General features: G+C 69.1%; 20 protein-coding genes. 16 read left to right on the forward strand and 4 right to left on the reverse strand.

Annotated features, from left to right (window positions below; genetic code table 11):
- Position 1 precedes the first annotated feature (1 nt).
- Genes VG899_12460 through VG899_12485 form a run of 6 tightly spaced genes read left to right on the forward strand, consistent with a single transcriptional unit; the run spans position 2 to position 2,626 of the window.
- On the forward strand, positions 2-739 hold the full coding sequence (locus tag VG899_12460) for a hypothetical protein (protein ID HWA67166.1): 738 nt from the start codon (positions 2-4) through the stop codon (positions 737-739).
- A 55-nt stretch (positions 740-794) separates the two neighbouring features.
- Entirely contained in the window at positions 795-1,187 is a 393-nt protein-coding gene (locus tag VG899_12465; GenBank protein ID HWA67167.1) for a hypothetical protein, read from the forward strand.
- A gap of 32 nt (positions 1,188-1,219) precedes the next feature.
- A complete protein-coding gene (locus VG899_12470) occupies positions 1,220-1,933 on the forward strand; it encodes a hypothetical protein (protein ID HWA67168.1) in 714 nt (237 codons plus the stop codon).
- Entirely contained in the window at positions 1,930-2,169 is a 240-nt protein-coding gene (locus tag VG899_12475; protein HWA67169.1) for a hypothetical protein, read from the forward strand. The genes VG899_12470 and VG899_12475 overlap by 4 nt, the downstream gene beginning before the upstream one ends.
- Positions 2,166-2,348: a hypothetical protein gene (locus VG899_12480; protein ID HWA67170.1), complete on the forward strand. Its 183-nt coding sequence runs from the start codon at positions 2,166-2,168 to the stop codon at positions 2,346-2,348. Before VG899_12475 ends, VG899_12480 begins: the two co-directional genes overlap by 4 nt.
- Entirely contained in the window at positions 2,345-2,626 is a 282-nt protein-coding gene (locus VG899_12485) for a DUF3263 domain-containing protein (GenBank protein ID HWA67171.1), read from the forward strand. Before VG899_12480 ends, VG899_12485 begins: the two co-directional genes overlap by 4 nt.
- Positions 2,627-2,711: 85 nt before the next feature.
- Here the strand turns inward: VG899_12485 and VG899_12490 are convergent, their stop codons facing one another.
- Positions 2,712-2,867, reverse strand: a complete 156-nt coding sequence (locus VG899_12490) for a hypothetical protein (GenBank protein ID HWA67172.1) — start codon at positions 2,865-2,867, stop codon at positions 2,712-2,714.
- A gap of 332 nt (positions 2,868-3,199) precedes the next feature.
- Positions 3,200-4,054 carry a tyrosine-type recombinase/integrase gene (locus VG899_12495; protein HWA67173.1) on the reverse strand — a complete coding sequence of 285 codons (855 nt, stop codon included), beginning with the start codon at positions 4,052-4,054 and terminating at the stop codon, positions 3,200-3,202.
- 351 nt (positions 4,055-4,405) lie between these two features.
- Between VG899_12495 and VG899_12500 the strand changes: the two genes are divergently transcribed.
- Together VG899_12500 and VG899_12505 are read left to right on the forward strand one after the other, a co-directional pair.
- On the forward strand, positions 4,406-5,779 hold the full coding sequence (locus VG899_12500) for a serine hydrolase domain-containing protein (protein ID HWA67174.1): 1,374 nt from the start codon (positions 4,406-4,408) through the stop codon (positions 5,777-5,779).
- 3 nt (positions 5,780-5,782) lie between these two features.
- On the forward strand, positions 5,783-7,339 hold the full coding sequence (locus tag VG899_12505; protein ID HWA67175.1) for a hypothetical protein: 1,557 nt from the start codon (positions 5,783-5,785) through the stop codon (positions 7,337-7,339).
- 13 nt (positions 7,340-7,352) lie between these two features.
- Here the strand turns inward: VG899_12505 and VG899_12510 are convergent, their stop codons facing one another.
- Complete coding sequence (locus tag VG899_12510; GenBank protein ID HWA67176.1) at positions 7,353-7,931, reverse strand: helix-turn-helix domain-containing protein; 579 nt, start codon at positions 7,929-7,931, stop codon at positions 7,353-7,355.
- A gap of 83 nt (positions 7,932-8,014) precedes the next feature.
- Here VG899_12510 and VG899_12515 point away from each other — a divergent pair, with 83 nt between their 5' ends.
- The 4 genes from VG899_12515 (at position 8,015) to VG899_12530 (ending at position 13,274) form a co-directional block, all read left to right on the forward strand.
- Positions 8,015-8,989 carry an ATP-binding cassette domain-containing protein gene (locus tag VG899_12515; GenBank protein HWA67177.1) on the forward strand — a complete coding sequence of 325 codons (975 nt, stop codon included), beginning with the start codon at positions 8,015-8,017 and terminating at the stop codon, positions 8,987-8,989.
- Complete coding sequence (locus VG899_12520) at positions 8,986-9,822, forward strand: ABC transporter permease (protein HWA67178.1); 837 nt, start codon at positions 8,986-8,988, stop codon at positions 9,820-9,822. The genes VG899_12515 and VG899_12520 overlap by 4 nt, the downstream gene beginning before the upstream one ends.
- 97 nt (positions 9,823-9,919) lie before the next feature.
- Positions 9,920-11,464: a methyl-accepting chemotaxis protein gene (locus tag VG899_12525; GenBank protein ID HWA67179.1), complete on the forward strand. Its 1,545-nt coding sequence runs from the start codon at positions 9,920-9,922 to the stop codon at positions 11,462-11,464.
- Positions 11,465-11,624: 160 nt separating this feature from the next.
- Entirely contained in the window at positions 11,625-13,274 is a 1,650-nt protein-coding gene (locus tag VG899_12530; GenBank protein HWA67180.1) for a zinc metalloprotease HtpX, read from the forward strand.
- A 70-nt stretch (positions 13,275-13,344) separates the two neighbouring features.
- Here the strand turns inward: VG899_12530 and VG899_12535 are convergent, their stop codons facing one another.
- A complete protein-coding gene (locus tag VG899_12535; protein HWA67181.1) occupies positions 13,345-14,619 on the reverse strand; it encodes a serine hydrolase domain-containing protein in 1,275 nt (424 codons plus the stop codon).
- 92 nt (positions 14,620-14,711) lie between these two features.
- Here VG899_12535 and VG899_12540 point away from each other — a divergent pair, with 92 nt between their 5' ends.
- The 4 genes from VG899_12540 to VG899_12555 all read left to right on the forward strand — a co-directional run bounded on the left by VG899_12540 (position 14,712) and on the right by VG899_12555 (position 19,529).
- Positions 14,712-15,353 carry a TetR/AcrR family transcriptional regulator gene (locus tag VG899_12540; GenBank protein HWA67182.1) on the forward strand — a complete coding sequence of 214 codons (642 nt, stop codon included), beginning with the start codon at positions 14,712-14,714 and terminating at the stop codon, positions 15,351-15,353.
- Positions 15,350-16,897 (forward strand): long-chain fatty acid--CoA ligase, encoded by a 1,548-nt coding sequence (locus VG899_12545; GenBank protein ID HWA67183.1) that lies wholly within the window; start codon positions 15,350-15,352, stop codon positions 16,895-16,897. The genes VG899_12540 and VG899_12545 overlap by 4 nt, the downstream gene beginning before the upstream one ends.
- Before the next feature lie 73 nt (positions 16,898-16,970).
- Complete coding sequence (locus VG899_12550; GenBank protein ID HWA67184.1) at positions 16,971-18,542, forward strand: hypothetical protein; 1,572 nt, start codon at positions 16,971-16,973, stop codon at positions 18,540-18,542.
- Positions 18,543-18,551: 9 nt separating this feature from the next.
- Complete coding sequence (locus VG899_12555) at positions 18,552-19,529, forward strand: alpha/beta hydrolase (GenBank protein HWA67185.1); 978 nt, start codon at positions 18,552-18,554, stop codon at positions 19,527-19,529.

Raw genomic sequence — 19,529 nt, forward strand, 5'->3', positions numbered from 1 at the left:
GATGCGCCCCCGCCTCTCCCAGCTCGCCCAGACCGGCGCCACCGACAAGCAGGCCGCCGTCTGGGACAACGCTTCCGGACTGTGGCTTCCGAAATCGGTCGTCAACAGCCTCAACGGGCTCACCGGCGACCAGAAGGCCTACACCACCGTCGACGACGAAGGAACCGCGCTCACCCAACGACCAACGATCAACTTCGTCGGCGCCGGCGTCACCGCGACCGACGACGCCGCCAACAACAAGACCATCGTCACCATCCCCGGAGGCGGCGGCGGATCCAGCGCCACCCTCGCCGCCCCGCTCATCGGCGACAGGTGCGTCGCCGCGGCCACGACCATCACGCTGAGCTCCCAGCTCTACGCCAAGTGGATCCTCGTCCCGTTCGCCGTCACCATCAGCAAGGCGCGCGTCTACTTCGCGGCCGCGGCCGGGCACGTCACCGCCTCCCTCTACGACAACACGGGCGCGCAGATCGCCACATCAGGCAGCGTCGCCGTCACCGGCACCCCTGCCAACGTGGACCTCACCCTTACCGGCTCGCTCTCACTTGCCGCCGGCTGCTACATCCTCGCCTTCGGGCTCGACACGACCGCGAAGGCCGGCTGCTCAATGGCGCGCTCCGCAGACGCCGGCCTCGGCGGTGTCCTGGTGAGCAACACCTACCCGCCGCCGAACCCCATCGGATCGCTGACGATGAACGAGCAGACCTCCGGCCTGTTCCCCGCCGTGATGCTCTGGTAGCCGGCGAATGCACCCCTTCGACGTCGTCGCCTGCTGCGTCACCGCCCTAACCGGCATGACCGCCGCATGGGAAGCATGGCTGTCGCCACGCGCCGCACGCCGCCGGCGCGACCAAGAGCAACACAGACAGTTCCTGGCCGACTGGAACGGCAACCCGGAACGTCGAGGCGCCGCCGGCGAGCTCATCGCCCCCGCGCAGCCCGGCGTCATGGAACGCCTCGCCGCCGTCGAAATGAAACTGTCCGCCCCGATCCTCAACGGCCGCGGTGACAACCTCCTCGACACCGTCGAACGGCTCGACCAGTCACAACGCCTCCACGGCAAACGACTCTTGCGGGTCGAACGCGCAGTCAAACGGATGGACCAGCGCATCGAGGACCGATTCGCCGAACAGGTCGCCGTCATCGCCGACGTCGCGCTCGACTCACCTGCGCCGCGCCGGCGCTGACCGCTCCCCCATCGATCAAGGAGCCCACTCCGATGGCCAAAAGCATCACCTCGTTCGTGACGTCCTGCCTTGCCGACGCCGGCTACGCCGAGCAGCCCCTCGGCAGCAACAACACGAAGTTCGGCGTCGAGTTCGGATGGAACAAGGTCGCCTGGTGCGCGATCTACGGCTGGTGCAAGTACAAGGCCGCCGGCGTCACCCTGCCCATCAAGTCAGCTTCATGCGTCGCGATCTACGACTACTGCGCCGCCCACGACCTCCATTACCCGGGCCGGCGGTGCGTGATCGGCGACTCGGTGATCCGCGGCTGGCAGGGCATCGCCCGCACGGCCGCCGGCTTCGACCCGGAGCAGACCCACTTCCAAGAGGTCCTCGAGACGAAGACCGAGAACGGCGTCAAGTACCTCGGCCTGTGGGGCGGCAACCAGGGAGCCGGCTACGTCGGCCCCTCCGTCGAATGGGTCAAGGCTGACGACCCGACGATCCTCGGCGGCCTCGCCTTCCACACCCTGTTCGCCGCGGCCGCACCGACGACGCCGCCGGTGCACGACAAGGGGGCGGACGCCAAGACGATGCCGGCCGCGAAGTCCCACCCTCACGCGCTTTCCCCGAAGGACTCAGCCGCCGTCGCGCAGCTCGCCCAGACGCTGCCCAAACGCCGCCGCCCGCTCACCGCGAAGGCGCGAACCCGGCTCAGGCTCCTGCGGTCCCAGATCACCCAGACGCTGACCGGAGCAGCGAAATGATCGCCGCCCTCACCAAACTCCTCGTCCGCGAAGAACCCGTCATCGCCGTCAAGGCCGCGACCGTGCTCACCAACGTCGCATTCAACGCCGCGACGCACTACGGTCTGCACCTCGACGCCCAGACCCAGACCTGGGTCTCCTCGAGCGCGCTCGCGGTCACCTCGGCCGCAGCCGCATGGCTGCTGCGCCACCTCGTGACACCCGCTTCGAGGAACCCGCGACGCCGGCACGCATGAACGGCTCCGAGCTGCGCGCCGCGATCGACGCGGAGATCACGTGCGTGCGCGAGCAGCTCGTCACCGCCGAGGACAGCGGCCTCGACGGCCTCACGCTGCGTCGATGGATCCGCTGCCTTCAGTTCCTGCGCGAACAGATCCCGGCGAAGCGCGACGACCCGGATATTCCCGCGGAATGAGCGACCTCAGCCGGCGCGACGTCGACCTGCTGCTCTTCGAGGCCCACACCGCCGGTATGAACAGCCAGTGGAAGGCCGACGTTGTCCGCGACCTGTTCGACCTGTCCGCGACCAGCTACGCGCAGCTCCTCCTGGCGGCCGCGCGGCACCCGCAAGCCGTCAAGCTCGCCCCGGCCGTCGTACGACGACTGAGGGCCATCACCAGCAGCCCCGGCAGGCATAGCGCCGTCATCGGCGGCCGCCGACCTCAACGGGCAAAACCAATCGCCCGGCGGTAGCCGCCGCCACGACCATGCGCCCCCGTTCCGGCCTACTTCTCCGAGGCCGGAACGGGGGCGTTCTTCCATGTTCCGGGACAGTGGCTCAGGTCTGCCACTTCATCCCGCAGTTGGCGCAGCGCATCACGTTCACCCATTCCTTGCGGGAGAGTCCGGTCGCGAGCATCGACACGCCAAGGGTCAGGACAGCGCCGGCTGCCTTGCCTCCGCTGATGCCCTTCTTCTGCCTGATCCGTCTCACTGACACGCGACCGGCGGTCTGGCAATGCGGGCAAACCAGCGCGGCACGCTGCGCCTTGCGAGCCTCGGCCCGACCCTTGAGCGACCGATCCACGGTCCCATTCGCGGCGGGGACGATGTCCACGGGCGCGACGGGGTTCGGCAGCGCAGGCGGCGTGACTTGTTTCGGACTGGTGTGAGAGGTCCACGCCGAACCGTCCCAATAGCGCAGCTGGGGGAAACCGTCAGGGTCGTCGTACCAGCCAGCCGGGGGTAGTGGAGGCTGCGCCACCTTCGATCACCCGATCCTTCCGCCGCGGAACGATACGCCGCTCGCGGCCGAAAGCAACTCCGCTACGCCGCGCGGCTGAGCATCGCGATCGCGTCGGTCATCTGCTCGAGCGACACCAGTGTGTAGACCTCCGTCGTCGACAGTCGCGCGTGGCGGAGTAGCTCCTGGACAACACGAAGGTTCGCGCCGCGCGCGAGCAGCTCGGTCGCGAAGGTGTGGCGGAGCCGGTGAACGCTTCCCGGCACGCCGGCGCGGCGGAACACGTCGCCGATGATGATCGACACCGAGTTACCGGTGACGTGATCATGGCCACTCGCCCGCGTCGACGGGAACCAGTACGCGTCGACTGGCATCCGTTCGGCGAGCTCCGCGATCACCGGGTGCAGCGGCAGGTCACACTCGACATCACCCTTGCCGCGGACCTGAATGGTCCCGGCGACCCGGTTCACCTGCCGGCCGTGGAACTTCGCGATCTCATGAGCGCGCAGCCCCTCGTAGTTCGCGAGCAGCATCATCGCTCTGGTCCGGGCGTGCATCCGCACCGAGTAGACGGCGATCTTCTCGGCCGGCGACAACGGCTTCGGTTTCGTGCGCCGCGCCTTCGGGCCTTTGATCTTGCCGGTCGGGTCATCGTCGCGGTAGCCGTTCATCACCAGCCACGCGAACCAAGCGCGCAGCTGGCCGTAGTAAGTCGCGATGCTCGAAGCCTTGATCGGCTGCCCCCAACGGGCCCGTGCGCGGACCGCGGTCAGATAGTCGAGGACATCTTCAGTTGTCGCGTGACGCGGATCCACCCCGAGCAGCTCGGCGAACTCACGCACCCGGTTGCAGCGTTCCTGGACGGTGCGCGGTGACAGTCCCTCGGCGCCGTGCTGCCACCGCGCCCATTCCTCGATCCCCCCGTGCGATCGATCCATGATCATCACTATCGGAGCGACCGGACCGCGGTTGAGCGACACGATGCGGCCGTGGCCGAGGCCGGTCACGCCGCGGCGAGACGCAGCCCACCGAAAGCGCCAACATACGGATCAGAAGGTTGGGGGTTCGAGTCCCTCCGAGCGCGCAAAATCCTACGTCGAGCCCATCGTTCTTGGTCTTTCAAGGCCCCCTGAGTGACCAAAAAGGTTGGGCTCGACGGGGCGGGGTCGTGCGGCGGTCCTGATCGGCACGGCCGTTTTCGGACCTTGGCACAAACCGGCCGCGGAGGACCGGGCTGCACGATGGCCTGATCCGGGCGACCATCCCGGAGCTGACGGCCGGGAGAGCCCATGACGCTGGACCAGCAACACTGGGTCGACCGGCTCGCCGCCCTCGCCGAGCGCCACGACGTCCCGGGCGCGAGCCTCGTGATCCTGTCCGGCGACGAGGTCACGACGGCGGCGTACGGCGTGCTGAACCGCCGGACCGCGGTGACGGCGACGCCCGACTCGCTGTTCCAGATCGGCTCCATCACGAAGGTGTTCACCGCGACCCTCGTCATGCAGCTCGTCGACGACGGCCTGCTCGACCTCGACGAGCCGATCGTCACCTACCTTCCGGCGTTCCGCGTCGCCGACGACGTGGTCACCAAGCAGGTCTCCACTCGCCACCTGCTCGCCCACACATCGGGGATCGACGGCGACCTGTTCGTCAGCACTGGCCGCGGCGACGACTGCATCGAGAAGTACGTCGAGGCGTGCGTCGCGCTGCGCCAGACGCATCCGATCGGCGCCACGATGTCGTACTGCAACTCCGGCTACGTCGTGCTCGGCCGACTGGTCGAGGTGCTGCGCGGCCAGCCGTGGCATCACGTGCTGCGCGAGCGGCTGACCGCTCCGCTGGGCCTGACGACCCCGACCGTCCTCGCGGAAGAGGCGATCCTGCATCGCGCCGCCGTCGGCCACATCGGCCCGGCTGGCCGGCTCGACGTCGTACCGGTCTGGGACCTACCGCGCGCCACCTCACCGGCGGGCGGGCTCAACGCAACCGCCGCGGACGTGATCGAGTTCGTGAGGCTGCACCTGCGCGACGGCCTCGCCGCAGACGGCACCCGCATCCTGTCCGCCGCTAGTGCGGCTGCGATGCGGCAGCCGCAGGTCGAGGTGCCCAACCCCTACGACCTGGGCTCGCACTGGGGCCTGGGCTGGATCCTCACGACCTGGGACGGGCGCAGCGTCTACGGCCACGACGGCTCGACGCTCGGCCAGGGCGCGTTGCTGCGGGTGTGCCCGGACGCCGGCGTCGCCGTGTGTCTGACTGCCAACGGCGGCCGGGTGCGCGACCTCTACCACGACCTGTTCCCGGAGATCTTCGCCGAGACGGGGGTGCAGATGCCGCCTCGGCTCGAGCCGGCCTCACCGCCGCCGGACCTCGACCTTCAGACGTACGCCGGTTCCTTCGCCCGCGAGGGTTATCAGGTCTCGGTCGAGCCGAAGGACGATCGGCTGATCATCCACACGAAGGTGACCGGATCGCTCGAAGCGGCCCTCGCCGGCCAGCAGCAGCCACCCTTCGAGGCCTTCCCGGTAATGCCGGGCGTGTTCGCGATGAAGCAGCCGGAGTCGACCTCCTGGCTCGCCGCGGTCTTCTACCGCGGCGGCGACGGCTCGGACTACCTCCACATCGGCGCGCGAGCGAACCCCCGCCTGGGAACGGACGGCTAGTCGATGCGACACGCCGGGACGGTACGTCGAGCGAGCGGGTTGCGCCGGGCGCTGCCGGCGCTGCCGGCGCTGCTGCTGTGCGCCGCGACCGCCTGCGGTACGACGCTGCAGGTGGCGCCCGGCCGCGTCGGGCCGTCGACCGGCGCCGCGTCGGAGCAAGGGTTGTCACTGCCGCCGACCGTCGCCGCGCCCGCCGCGACGACCTCGTCACAGAGCGCGGCCACCGGTTCACGTGGGTCGGTGGCGCCGGGCGGCGGCGAACTGACGGCGCCAACCTCGGCGACCACGTCGGCACAGGCGTCGACGCCCGGCGCGCCGTCGAGGACCTCGGGCTCGACCGGGCCGACCGTCTCGTCGGGCCCGGCCGCCGGCTCACCCGTCACGATCGGCTTCTTCGTCGCCAAGGACCTCGGGCAAGCCTTCAAGAGCCTGGGTTACTCGGGCCTGTCCACGGGTGACGGCGCCCAAGAGGTCCGCGCCGCGGTCAAGCTCGTCAACTCGATGGGCGGCCTGGCCGGGCACCCGATCAAGCCGGTGATCGTCGAGACCAGCGTGAGCACCAGCGGGGTGAGCGACACCACCTTCCAGCAGACGTGCTCGACCTGGTTCGACGACAACCACGCGACCGCCGCCGTCACGGTGGAGTACTCGACCATCCTCGGCAGCTGCGCCCAGCAGCACCAGGCTCCGCTCATCTACGCATCACTCAGCGACTCGCTGTCCCAGCCCATGCTGCATACGGCCGGCACAACGGTCATCACGGACATGCCGACCATCGAGGTCGACGCGGCTGCGCTCACCGACTCGTTGCTGCACCACGGCTTCTTCAGCGGGTCGGGGCTCATTGGCAAGCCGGTGATCGGGCTGGTGACGAGCGACGAGCCGGCGTACGCCGACGCGAAGGCCATCGTCACCAAGCATCTGACGGCAGCCGGCCTTAGTCTCAAGGACACGTTCGCGATGCCTCAGGCCGGTGACGTCACCGCCGCAGTGGCCGCCGGCGAGTCGGCCGCCTTGCGATTCAAGGCGGACGGGATCAACCGGGTCATCTTCGTGTCGGGCAGCTTCGGGGCGTCGTGGTTCGGCGTCGCCGCGAGGCTGGACGCCTACTACCCGCGACTGGGCTGGGGCAGCATGGAGGAGCCGTCGCTGGAGCCGCAGGTGATGAGCGCGCAACAGCTTCAGGGCGCCGCGGGAATCGGCTGGGACCCGACCCTCGACACCACGCCGCAGTACCAGCCGACTCTCGGCACCCACGGCGCCGCGTGCGCGAAGGCGCTACACGACGACGGGATCGACATGAGCGTCGCTGCCACCCGCGTCGTGGCGCTCCCGGTCTGCGACGCGACTCTGCTGCTCGCCGCGGGAGCCGCTTCGGGCGGGATCACCGGCCCGGACCTGCTCAGCGGGATCGAAGGACTCGGTACGTCGTACTCGAGCGTGATGAACTTCGCGACCGACTTCCGCAGCCGCGCGGCGACCGCAGCCGCCCGCCCGATCGCCTACAGCTCAGGGTGCGGCTGCTTTCGGTACGCCGGGCCCACCGAGCCGCTGAAGTAGACGCCTCGCCGGCTCAGTCGCCGAGGATGTTGTCGAGGTTGGTGCGGACCAGCTTGGCCACCTTGTCGTCGTCCTCGTCGCGGAACGCGTCCCCGAACAGGAACATCGTGCCGAAGACCGCACCGACGGAAGCGGCCATCTTCACCCGGTCGCGAAGTGAGATCGCCTGATCCGCGAGCACCTTGCGGAACATGTCCTGGATGTCGTCGTGCTCGGCCTCGTGGTCTTCACGGTGCAGCTTCTCGAAGGCCGCTTGGTTGCGCTCGTGCAGCAGGAAGATCTTGCGCTGGTTGAGCATCTCGGCGAGGAGCGCGTCGAGCAGCGACCGCCACCTCGCCGCCGTCACCTTGCCGCCACCGGAGAGCTGGGCGAGGGCGGTACGTCCGAGCGCGTGAAGGCGCATGTGCAGCGCCATCAGGATGTCGTCCTTGGACTCGAAGTGGTAGTACAGCGCCGCCTTCGTCACTCCGAGCTGCTCTGCGATCTCGCGAAGCGAGGTCCCGTCGTACCCGTTCGCGATGAACAGGTCGAGCGCGACGTCGAGGATGCGCTCGCGCATCGACGGCTCGGCGGAGGACCTCTCGGTGACCATCGCCGCCAATCCTACTTGACGACCGGTTAGTAAGTTGCTTACCGTGCGGTCAGTAAGTAGCCAAGTCCTGAGCGGAGCGCGACATGAGTGACGCAGTCATCGAGGCGGAACACCTCGCCAAGCGTTACGGCGAGACCCAGGCCCTCGCCGGGGTGAGCTTCGCCGTGCCGGCGGGCACCGTGCTCGGCCTGCTCGGCCCCAACGGCGCGGGCAAGACCACCGCCGTCCGAATCCTCACCACGCTGGCGCTGCCGGACTCAGGCGCGGCGCGGGTCGACGGCATCGATGTCGCTTCCAACCCGGGCGAGGTACGCCGGCGGATCGGGGTCGCCGCTCAGGACGCGACGCTCGACGGCCTGCTGACCGGGCGGCAGAACCTCGCGCTCGTCGGGGAGCTGTGCGGTCTGGGCCGTGCCGCGTCCAAAGCGCGAGCGAGTGAGCTGCTCGAGGAGTTCGACCTGACCCACGCCGCAGACCGCGTGGTGAAGGGCTACTCGGGGGGCATGCGCCGCCGCCTCGACCTCGCCGCCAGCATGCTGACCCGACCACCCATCCTGTTCCTCGACGAGCCGACGACCGGACTCGATCCGACCAGCCGCGTCCGGGTGTGGGAGTCGATCCGGTCGCTGATCGCACAAGGGGTGACCTTGCTGCTGACGACGCAGTACCTCGACGAAGCCGACGCGCTCGCCGACCAGATCGTGGTGGTCGACCACGGCAGGGTCATCGCCGACGGCACACCGGAAGAGCTCAAGCGGCAGAGCCGCAACGCGCGGCTCGAGGTCACGCTGACCGAGTCGCATCACGACGCGGCTGCGGTGATCGAGTCACTGGTCGCGGGACGGGTGACGGTCGGCGACGACGGCCGGACCCTCAGCGCAGGGGTCGACGCCGGGCCGGGCCTGGCCACCGAAGTGGTGCGAGCCCTCGATCAGGCCGGCATCCGGGTCGACGACATCGCCGTACGCCAGCCGTCACTCGACGACGTGTTCTTCGCCCTCACCGGCGAACACGTCGCGACGGCCGACGACGTGGAACTGGAAGAGGTGGCCTCATGAGCGCGACCATCGCGCCGACGGCAGTGCGAGCGGGCACGGCGACGCGCCGCGTCAGCGACGTGTGGGCCATGACCCGCCGCAACCTGATCCACATCTCGCGCGAGCCGATGCAGCTGTCCGACGCGACGATCCAGCCGGTGCTGTTCACCGTCCTGTTCGTCTACGTGTTCGGCGGCGGCATCCCGATCCCGGGCGGCGCGAGCTACAAGGACTTCGCGCTGGCCGGTCTGCTGTCGCTGAACCTCACGACCTCCAGCATGGGTACGGCGGTCGGGCTCAGCACCGACCTGCACGAGGGGATCGTCGACCGCTTCCGCACGTTGCCGATGTGGCGCTCGGCGGTGCTGGTCGGACGCTCGATCGCCGACGTCATGACCGCGGCGCTGTGCGCGGTGATCGTCGCGCTCACCGGCCTCGCGGTCGGCTGGCGCGCCCACGCGAGTGTGCTGTCGGTCATCGGCGGCTTCCTCGTAGCGCTGTTGTTCGCGTACTCGCTGTCGTGGGTGGCGGCGTGCGTCGGCATCAACAGCAGCAGCCCGGAGGGTGCCGCGTCGTTCGGGTTCATCGTGCTGTTCCCGCTGTCGTTCGTGTCCAACGCAATGGTGCCGACCCAGCACATGCCGGGTTGGCTACAGGACGTCGCGAACTGGAACCCGGTCAGCGCTGTCACGGCGGCGATCCGTGACCTGTGGGGCAACGCCAACCCGTCGGCATCGATTCACGCCTGGCCGATGCAGCATCCGGTGGCCGCGGCGCTGTTGTGGTCCGGAGCGATCCTCGCGGTGGCCGCGCCGTTGGCGGCGTACTTCTTCCGCCGCCGCACCACGGAGTAGCCGCACCACGGAGTAGCCGCACCACGGAGTAGCCGCACCACGGAGTAGCCGCACCACGGAGTAAAGGTGTCCGGGTCAGGTCGCCGAAGTCCTGACCATGATCGAGCGGATGCGCGGTGACGCCGCGCTGTCGTCAGGGGGCAAGTACGTCGCGGCCGCGATCGCGGTCGCGCTGCTCGCTCATTACACCGATGGCCCGGCACAACAGCACCAGCACGTGCTGTACCTGTGGCTCGCGCTCGGCGTCGTGTCGGCGCTTTTGGTGCCGATGTACCCGAAGATCGTCGCGGCCGCGCCGGCGCTCGACATCCCGACGTTGGTGCTCATCGCCGGTCTCGACCTCGCGGCCGTGTTCGCCGTCGTCGAACTGACCGGCGGGGTGAGCGGACCGTTCTGGGTCCTGATCATGGTCAACACAACCGCAGCCGCGGTGATCGCGCCGAACCTGCTCCTCGCCTTGGCCGCCGCGCTGTTCTACGTCGGCGCGCTGGTCGGCGCGACCGCGTGGGCACACACCCTGACTCACGCCGACGCCGGGCCTCTCGTGGTCGTGTCCGCCTGCCTGCCACTCGTCGCGTTGCTCGGCCAGGCCGTCGCGTCGCGGCTGGAGACGCAACGTGCGCAGTCCGACGCCGAGCGCGAAAGCCTCCAGCGGACGGTGGTCGAGCTGACCGCCGCGCTGGCGCAGGCGGCGCGGGGTGACCTGTCGGTGCGCGTCGGGTCCGATGAGGCGTCCGCGGAGATGCTCGGCCAGCTGGCGACCGCGTTCGAAGACACCCTGGGCAACCTGCGCGGACTCGTGGGCCAGATCCACACCGGCGGCGAGCAGATCGTCGCCTCGGCGCACCAGCTGCTCGCCAGCGCCGAGCAGCACGCGGCGTCGGCAACCGAGCAGTCCTCGGCCGTCACCGAGACGACCTCGACGATCGAAGAGCTGGCCGCGACGGCAGCGCAGATCGCCGAGACGTCGGAGTCAGTGGCGAGGTACGCCGCAGAGACATTGCGTCACGCGGAGGACGGCCGGGAGGCGGTCTCGGCGAGCGTCGCCGCGATGGACACCATCGCCGCGCGGGTGGAGCAGATCAGCGGCCGGGCGGGCTCGCTCGGCGAGAAGGGCATGGAGATCGGGCGCATCCTCGACGTCATCAACGACCTGGCCGACCAGACCAACCTGCTGGCGCTCAACGCGGCCATCGAGGCGGCGCGCGCCGGCGAGAACGGCCGCGGTTTCGCGGTCGTCGCCGCGGAGGTCCGCAAGCTCGCCGAGCGCGCGCAGCAGTCGACCGGGCAGATCTCCGCGATCGTCGCCGAGATTCGCGCCGAGACCTCGGCCACGATCCTCGCCAGCGAGGAGGGCGCGAAAGAGGTGCGGGTCGGCTCCGAGCTCGCCCGCGGCGTGGTCGACGCGCTCGAGCGGATCAGCGGAATGGTCGACGAGACCACGACGGCGGCGAAGGAGATCAGCGTCGCCACGCAGCAGCAGCGCAGCGCGTCGGAACAGGTCGTCGCGGCGATGACCCAGGTCTCCGACGTGTCGCGTCAGTACGCCGTCGGCTCGAAGCAGGCAGCTGCGGCTGCCGCTGAGCTCAACAACCTGGCCTCCCAGTTGCGCGGTTCGATCGCGCAGTTCCGCATCGCCTGACCCCTGTCGCCTGACAGCCGACGCGGAGCAACGCGCGTTGGCAGCGGTTGTGCTGGTCATGTTTGGGATCGAATAGTCCGAAACGGCCATTGATTTCGGTCGTTTGGCGACGATCATTCGTATGACGGCCGCGTTGTAGCGGTTGTCATACGGAGGGGGCATGTCCTACGTCTGGCGCCGTTCGGCGCTGTCTTTGGTCACGCTCGGCGCGGTGTTGACCCTCGTCGGCGGCCTGGTCGTCGCTTTCACCGATGTGTCGGCGGTGGTGCCGTTCGTCCTGTCGATCGTGCTGGTGCTCGCGCAGTACGCGTTCGGCCCGACGATCATCGAGTGGCTGACACCGGCGTACGTCGTCGACCGCCTCCCCAACCGGGCGGCGTACGCGACGAACGAGCTGGTTTGTCAGGTGGTGGCGAAGCAGTGCCAGATCGCCGGAGTGCCGCTGGTGAAGCTCGGCATCATCGACGACGGCACACCGAACGCGTTCGCCTTCGGCCGCACGCAGCGCGATGCTCGGATCTGGGTGTCACGTGGGCTGCTCGAGCGCCTCGACGAGCGGGAGCTGTACGCCGTCATCGCCCACGAGGTCGGTCACGTGAAGAACCGCGACTTCATCGTGATGACGGTGGCCTCGATCATCCCGATCGTCTTGTACTACGTCTACATCCTCGGCCGCGGGCAGCGGGGTCAGGCACAGGCCGTCTCGTTTGCGGCGTACCTCGGCTATCTCCTGTCCCAGCTTGCGGTGCTCGCCCTCAGCCGCGCCCGGGAGCTCGGCGCCGACCACGCGTCCTGTGTGGCGACCGGTGACGGCGAGGCACTCGCGTCGGCGTTGGTGAAGATCGCGTACGGCATTGGTCAGGCGGACCGGCAGCGCCAGCAGCAGGTTCGTGCGCTGCTGTCGCAGAAGCGCCGCAAGGAGGCGCGGGCACTCGAACGACAGGGACACAAGTTCAAGGCCGTGCGCGCGCTGGGCATCGCGAACGACCACGTGGACGGCGCACTCGTCGACGCGATGGAGGGCGGCACCGCGCCGCAGGCCGCGCTGTCGGCGCTGAAGTGGGACGCGGTCAACCCGTGGGGCCGGTTCTCCGAGAAGCTCGCCACACACCCGCTGGTCGTGAACCGCATCGCCGCGCTCGAGCGGAGCGGGCTGCCCGGTGCACCCACCAGCTGGCACGCCGGCGACCTGCTGCACTCGCGCGGCCCCGAGGTGGACGCGGCGCGCGCCCGCTTCTGGTGGGAGCTGCCGCTGCGTTTCGCGGGGTTCGTCGCGCTCTTGGTGGCGATCGTCGTGGGTCTGGAGCACGGCCACGGTCAGCTCGGCGGCGAGATCGGCTTGCTCGCCGGCGCGCTGCTGGTGGCGCGGGCTCTGGTGCGGATCCCGACGACCGGATTCACCCAGGTCGACCAGGTCACGTCACTGCTCAACCGGATGGACGCCAGCCCGGTGACCGGCATTCCGGTGCGGATCCGCGGTCGGGTGCTCGGGCGGGCGATGCCGGGCTACGTGTTCTCCGCGGACGTCGTGGTCGCCGACCAGAGCGGCTACGTGCCCGTGCTGTACACGAACCAGCTGCCGTTCACCCGGACGTTCTTCGCGTTGTGCCGAGCGGGGCGCTTCGCCGACCAGGACGTCATGGTGACCGGCTGGTATCACCGCAGCACCAGCCCGTACGTCGAGCTGCGCCGGATCACGACCGCCGACGGCACGTCGTACAACAACTCGCAGTGGCTGGTCAGCTACAGCCTGTCGGTGCTGTGCCTGGCGGTCAGCGCGATCGTGGTGGTGGCGAGCTTCCTCAACTAACCCCCAGGCCCCCCGTCGTCGTACGTCGAGCCCAACCTTTTTGGTCTTTCACGGGGGGTTGAGGGACCAACTACGTTGGGCTCGACGTACGACGTAGGCAGTCGTAGAACGTGTGGATCACCAGGTTGCCGTACTCAGGCTTGTGCGCCATGGCGCTGCGGATGAACCCGCCGCTCACCCGCCGGACCGGGTCGGCGAACCCGACCTGGCCACCGGCGCCCAGACCGCCGACCGCTGTCGGAGTCGGGCCGAACCAGCGCGGACCCTTGGCCGGCGGGTCGTTGTAGAGGTAGCCGAGGGTGCGAGTCACCGCCGTCGTCTTCTCCAGCTTGCCGAGCTTGACCAGCCACCTGGGAGGCGAGTCGGTGATCGTCACGTCACCGGCGGTGATGACCGGCCGGCTCCACTTGCGCACCGACTCCTCGGAGACCAGGCGTTTGCCGTCGACCTCTCCGCCGAGGGCCAGGATTGAGAAGAACCGCGCCAACGCCGAGGCGGTCGCCAGACCGCTGCTCGACATGACCTCCGCGCGCAGGATCCCGCCGTGCTCCATCAGGTCCACCGCTTGTACGACGAGTGACGAGTCGCCGTTGCCGGCCATCGCCATGCCGGCGAGCGTCGTCGGGTCGGTCATCTTGGCCATGACTCGTGGCATCAGCTGACGTTGCGGGAAGTCCAGCTCGGCTGGATCGAAGTTCACGACCTTGGCGACGCGCGCCAGGTCGTCGTCGGTCGCCGCGATGTGGATGTCGAGCCCGAGCGGCTCGATGACCTCGCTGCGGAAGAACGAACCCGGACTGGTCCCGGTGATCCGGCGCACGATCTCTCCGGCCAGCCAGCCGAACGTCAGCGCGTGATAGCCGTGACGGCTGCCCGGTTGCCAGGCCGGCGGCTCTGCAGCGATCGCCGCCGCGATGGCCTCGTAGTCGTCCCACCCCTCGCCGTCGCCCTTCATCAGCCGCAGCTGTGGTGGCACCCGGATCGCACCGGCGGTGTGCGTCAGCACTTGGCGCACGGTGACGTCCTGCTTGCCCGCCGCCGCGAACTCCGGCCAGTACTTCGCGACCTTCGCGTCGAGGTCGAGCTCGCCGCGGTCGTCGAGCAGCTGGAGGTCGAAGGCCACGAACGACTTGGTGACCGACATCAGTACGGCGAGGGTGTCCGGCTGCCACGGCGTACCGGGCCGGGCGAATCCGGTTCGTACGTCGACCGCCAGCTCGCCGTCGACGTACGCCGCGAAAGCGGCCCCACCCGCTCCGACCAGCGGCGAGTTGACCAGCGCCTCACGAACCGGCTCGAAACCGGCGGCGACGTAGCCGTGGTCGCCGTCCCCCGCCGCGGTCATGCGAGCCTCCCTTGTGCGGTACCGATTGGGCCCTTACAGTACCGCGTGATCCGTGCTGGCGCAGCCGGCTCGTTGCGAGGGTGGTGGGCGGCGTGGTCGAGGTGATGGCGAGGGCCTCCGCCGTCCCCGCACCTCCTGACCTGATGGCCGGCAACAGCTACGGCGCTCGTCATCTGGAGATCCTCGACGGGCTCGAGACGATCGTGCTGACCGAGGGCTTCCGCGACCTCACCGTCGGGGGGCTCGCCGAGCGACTGCGGTGCTCCCGCCGGACGTTGTACGAGATCGCCGACAGCAAGGACGGCCTCGTCCTGATCGTGATTGACCGGCTGATGCGGCGGCTGGCGCGGGTCGCGCGCGACGCCGCGGCTCGCGAGCAGACGTTGCTCGACCAGGTGCGCGCGTTCCTCACCAAGGGCCTGACCGAGCTGCACCGCGCCACCCTCAGCTTCACCGAAGACGTGTCCGCGTCTGCCGAGGCCGCGTTGCTGGTCGCCTCCCACTTCCGTTACGCCCGCAGCGTCGTCGAGCGGATGCTGATCCAAGGCATGGAGACCGGCGAGTTCCGCCAGATTCATCCGCGCATCACCGCGGAGACCTTCGACGCGGCGTTGATGCGTCTGCTCGATCCGGGGGTCCTGCGCGACGCGGGCGTGAGCTTCGCCGACGCCGTCGAGGAGTACCTCACGTTGTTCACCGACGGCATTCGAGCCCCAGGGAAAGGAACGTCATGACCCTCACCCGTGCTTTGCACCGAACCGTGCAGCAGGACCCGGCCAAGCCGATGACGGTCTTCCGTGACCGCACGCGCACGCACGGCGAGGTCTTCGAGCGGGTCTCGCGACTCGGCGGCGCGTTGCGCGGCCTGGGCGTGGGTGACGGCGACCGGGTGGCGATCCTCGCGCTGAACTCCGACCGCTACTCCGACTTCCTGCTGGGTACGGCGTGGGCCGGTGGCGTCGTGAACCCGCAGAACATCCGCTGGGCGCCGCCCGAGCTGGCGTTCGCCTTGAACGACTCCGAGACCGGCATCCTGTTCGTCGACGACCTGTTCGCCGGCGTCGGTGAGCAGCTGCTCGTCGAGGTCGACTCCCTCCACACGCTGGTGTACGTCGGCGACGCCGAGACCCCGCCGGGCATGCTGTCGATGGAGGAGCTGATCGCGGGCAGCGATCCCGCGCCGGACCGCTCGCCGCGCGACCACGAGATGGTCGGGCTGTTCTACACCGGCGGCACTACCGGTCAGCCGAAGGGCGTGATGCTCAGCGCGGCGAACCTGCTGACGTCCGCGCTCGGCTCGCTGTCGTCGGGCTCGTTCGTCGGGCCGGACGCTCGCTTCCTGCACGCCGCGCCGATGTTCCATCTGGCGGACCTGGCGGCGTGGTTCTCGGTGCTGCAGATGGGCGGGCAGCACGTGATCGTGTCGCACTTCGACGTACCGCTGGTGTTGGAGGCGATCCAGGAGCACCACGTCTCCGATGTGCTGCTGGTGCCCACGATGATCCAGATGGTCACCGACGCGCCGTCGCTGCCTGACTACCACGTGACCAGTCTCGAGCGGATCATCTACGGCGCGTCGCCGATCGACGACGACCTGCTCGCTCGCGCGATGAAGGCGTTCCCCAACGTCAGCTTCAGCCAGGCATACGGGATGACCGAGCTGTCGCCGGTCGCGACGATGCTGTCGGCGCAGGACCATCTCGACGAGCTGAACCCGCACCGCCGCCGCTCCGCCGGCCGTGCCGCGCCGCACGCGATGGTCACCATCGTCCGAGACGACGGCAGCGTTGCCGACACCGGCGAGGTCGGCGAGATCGTCGTCGCCGGACCGCACGTGATGTTGGGCTACTGGCGCCGTCCCGACGAGACCGCAGCGGCGCTGCAGCCGGACGGCATGCACACCGGCGACGCCGGCTACCTCGACGCAGACGGCTACCTGTTCGTCGTCGACCGGATCAAGGACATGATCATCTCGGGCGGGGAGAACATCTACTCCGCCGAGGTCGAGAACGCGCTGTGCGCGCACCCCGCGGTCGCGACCTGCGCGGTCGTCGGGGTGCCGGATGACAAGTGGGGCGAGATCGTCCACGCCGTCGTCGTGCTCCAGCCGGGTGCGGAGGCGACGGCGGATGACCTCGTCTCCTTCGCCCGAGAGCAGATCGCCGGCTACAAGGTGCCACGTCGCGTCACCTTCACCGACGCGCTCCCGATCTCCGGCGCGGGCAAGGTTCTCAAGCGCGTCCTGCGCGACGAGCTCGCTACGCAGACTCACGGATGACTACCCATCGTTCGGTTTCGAGCGCATGCCGACCGACCACCCTGCCTGAGGCGAAAGGGGTCAGCCCGTGCCGATGAGACCGCAACTGTCCAGCCGGGCCGGCCTCGCGATCGGGGCGTTGTCGATCGCGCTTGCCGCAGGCTGCGGCAGCACGGTCGAGCCGTCGACCGAGCAGACGATCGGACCGATCAACGGCCTCGGCGTACCAAGCGTGACGATCGGCACCGCGCCGGCCACCACGACCGTTCCCGGTACGACGACAACGACTGCTCCGGGCGGGGCGACCGTGCCGGGACTGACCGGCAACGGCAAGAGCGGCGGCACGGTGACCGCGCGGACGTCGACGGCGGCAACCGGCACCGGACCGGGCAGCACGTCCCCGGGCGCGACGACGACGCCGACCGGGACGCAGCCGACGCACGCCCCGGTCGAGACCGGCCCGATCACCGTCGGTTTCCTCACGACGGCGACGTCCAACGCGTCCTCGAGCGGCGCGTCGCTCGGCAACACGGTGACGGAGACCAGCGTCGACCAGGCGCTCGTCAACGCGATCGACAAGCAGGGCGGGCTCGACGGTCGGCAGCTGAAGGTGGTGTTCGCGCACACCGACACCGGTTCGTCGAACTGGGACAACGACTTCCAGGCGGCGTGCGAGACGTTCACTCAGGATCATCACGTCGACGTCGTGCTCGGTTACGAGTTCAACTACGAGCCCGACTTCGAGTCCTGTCTGGCCAAGCAGGGCATCCCCCATCTGACCGACGGTTTCAACGTGCCCGGCACCGCGGAGCTCGCGCAGTACCCGCTGTTCTGGTCGCTCGACGTGCCGACGATCGGGCAGCGTTCGATCGCGAAGTTCCAGGGTGCGATCAACACCGGGTTCCTGACGTCGAAGGACAAGCTCGGCATCCTGCTCGACGACTGTCCCGGCACCCAGACGGCGTGGAAGGCGCAGGTGCTGCCGTTCCTCCTGTCACACCACATCGACGTGGCGTCGACGTTCTCCACGGCCTGCAGCACGGGAAACAACGCGGCCGTCACCTCGGCGATCGGCAGCCTCACCAACGGTCTGCTGAAGTTCCGCAGCGAGGGCGTCGACCGGATCAGCTTCGTGGCGGTCTCCGAGGCGCCGGTGCTCTACCTGGCCTCCACCGCCGCCAACGCGCAGGGCTATCGCCCCGGGTGGATCGTCTCCTCGCTCGGCCAGCTCGCGATCATCGGCGGCGAGTCGCCGATGCCGGAGATGCAGAACACCCACGGCTACGGGTGGCTGCCGAGCCAGGACGTGCCGCCGGCGTACGCCCCGAAGGAGAACGCCGCGCAGCACCGCTGCCTGTCGTTGCTGCACTCGCAGAAGGTTGACCCGAGGTCGGCAGCCGACTACGGCTACGCGTACAACGCGTGTGAGGCGGTGTTCGTCTACGAGGCGGCGCTGAAGGCCGACGGCGGCAACTCCGACGGACAGGCCATCAGCAACGCGATCAGCAACTTGGGCAACTTCCAGAGCACGCTCAACCTGTACGGCAAGTCGGTCTTCTCCTCCGCCCGTCGCAATGACGCGCCGGAGTACTACAAGCCGATCAACTGGGACGGCGGCTGTCATTGCTTCCGCTACGGCAGCCAGACCTACAAGATGCCGAGCTAGGGGCGCGTGATGCCACGCAGCTACGGCGACCCGAGCAAGCATCGTCTGCCTATGCACATGCGGGCGCTGGTGAAGGCGAACGATCTCGCCCAGCGACTCAAGCTGGCGCCGTCGATGGGGGACTACATCACCAAGACGCCGCACGACGTGCGTCAGGTGGGTCATCCGGGATGGTGGATGACCTACCGCATCAACCCGTCGGTCACGACCGACGAGATCAAGATCGACAGCCGCGGCGGTCCGCTGAAGCTGCGGGTCTATCGCCCGGCCGGCGCCGCGCCGGACGCCCCGATCGTGCTTTACATCCACGGCGGCGGGTTCATGCTCGGCGGCCTCGAAGCGTGCGCCTGGATCTGCGGTGAGATCGCGGCGCAGACCGGCGCCGTACTAGCCGCGGTGGAGTATCGGCTCGCGCCCGAGCACCCGTTCCCGGCCGGCCTCGACGACTGCCGAGACGCCCTCGACTGGCTGGCCAACGGCAACCTCGACGGCACCGACCCGAACCGGATCGCCGTGGCGGGGGACAGCGCGGGCGGCAACCTCAGCGCTGCGCTCTGCCTCGAGGTGCGAGACACCCGCGGCCCGGCGATCGCCCACCAGACGCTGATCTACCCGTTCCTCGACTCGAAGCTGCGTGGCCAGTCGTGGCGGGAGTTCGCGGACAGCGGCGTGAACCTCGACGCCGGCGAGATGATGGTTCAGGCGTACGGCGGAGCGGAGCGCGACAACCCGCTGGTCAGCCCGCTGCTCTCACCCGACCTGTCGAACCTGCCCCCGGCGTTCATCGTCAACTCCGACTACGACGTGCTGCGCGACGACGGGTTCGCCTACGCCGCCGCGTTGCGTGAAGCCGGCGTCGAGGTGCGCCACTCGAACTACATCCGCGCGCCGCACGGCCTGCTGTCCATGCCACGGCTGCTGCCCGTCGCCCGGCAGATGATCGCCGAGATCACCGGTGAGATCAGCCGGCACCTGACTGCGGCCTGA

This window comes from Mycobacteriales bacterium, assembly GCA_035550055.1.
Taxonomy (GTDB): domain Bacteria; phylum Actinomycetota; class Actinomycetes; order JAFAQI01; family JAFAQI01; genus DASZTV01.

Excerpts from the sequence above, each read along its gene's own strand:
- VG899_12460 (HWA67166.1), top strand. The coding sequence starts at position 2 with ATGCGCCCCCGCCTCTCCCAGCTCGCCCAGACCGGCGCCACCGACAAG.
- VG899_12465 (HWA67167.1), top strand. The coding sequence starts at position 795 with ATGACCGCCGCATGGGAAGCATGGCTGTCGCCACGCGCCGCACGCCGC.
- VG899_12470 (HWA67168.1), top strand. The coding sequence starts at position 1,220 with ATGGCCAAAAGCATCACCTCGTTCGTGACGTCCTGCCTTGCCGACGCC.
- VG899_12475 (HWA67169.1), top strand. The coding sequence starts at position 1,930 with ATGATCGCCGCCCTCACCAAACTCCTCGTCCGCGAAGAACCCGTCATC.
- VG899_12480 (HWA67170.1), top strand. The coding sequence starts at position 2,166 with ATGAACGGCTCCGAGCTGCGCGCCGCGATCGACGCGGAGATCACGTGC.
- VG899_12485 (HWA67171.1), top strand. The coding sequence starts at position 2,345 with ATGAGCGACCTCAGCCGGCGCGACGTCGACCTGCTGCTCTTCGAGGCC.
- VG899_12495 (HWA67173.1), bottom strand. The coding sequence starts at position 4,054 with ATGGATCGATCGCACGGGGGGATCGAGGAATGGGCGCGGTGGCAGCAC.
- VG899_12500 (HWA67174.1), top strand. The coding sequence starts at position 4,406 with ATGACGCTGGACCAGCAACACTGGGTCGACCGGCTCGCCGCCCTCGCC.
- VG899_12505 (HWA67175.1), top strand. The coding sequence starts at position 5,783 with ATGCGACACGCCGGGACGGTACGTCGAGCGAGCGGGTTGCGCCGGGCG.
- VG899_12510 (HWA67176.1), bottom strand. The coding sequence starts at position 7,931 with ATGGTCACCGAGAGGTCCTCCGCCGAGCCGTCGATGCGCGAGCGCATC.
- VG899_12515 (HWA67177.1), top strand. The coding sequence starts at position 8,015 with ATGAGTGACGCAGTCATCGAGGCGGAACACCTCGCCAAGCGTTACGGC.
- VG899_12520 (HWA67178.1), top strand. The coding sequence starts at position 8,986 with ATGAGCGCGACCATCGCGCCGACGGCAGTGCGAGCGGGCACGGCGACG.
- VG899_12525 (HWA67179.1), top strand. The coding sequence starts at position 9,920 with ATGATCGAGCGGATGCGCGGTGACGCCGCGCTGTCGTCAGGGGGCAAG.
- VG899_12530 (HWA67180.1), top strand. The coding sequence starts at position 11,625 with ATGTCCTACGTCTGGCGCCGTTCGGCGCTGTCTTTGGTCACGCTCGGC.
- VG899_12535 (HWA67181.1), bottom strand. The coding sequence starts at position 14,619 with ATGACCGCGGCGGGGGACGGCGACCACGGCTACGTCGCCGCCGGTTTC.
- VG899_12545 (HWA67183.1), top strand. The coding sequence starts at position 15,350 with ATGACCCTCACCCGTGCTTTGCACCGAACCGTGCAGCAGGACCCGGCC.
- VG899_12550 (HWA67184.1), top strand. The coding sequence starts at position 16,971 with ATGAGACCGCAACTGTCCAGCCGGGCCGGCCTCGCGATCGGGGCGTTG.
- VG899_12555 (HWA67185.1), top strand. The coding sequence starts at position 18,552 with ATGCCACGCAGCTACGGCGACCCGAGCAAGCATCGTCTGCCTATGCAC.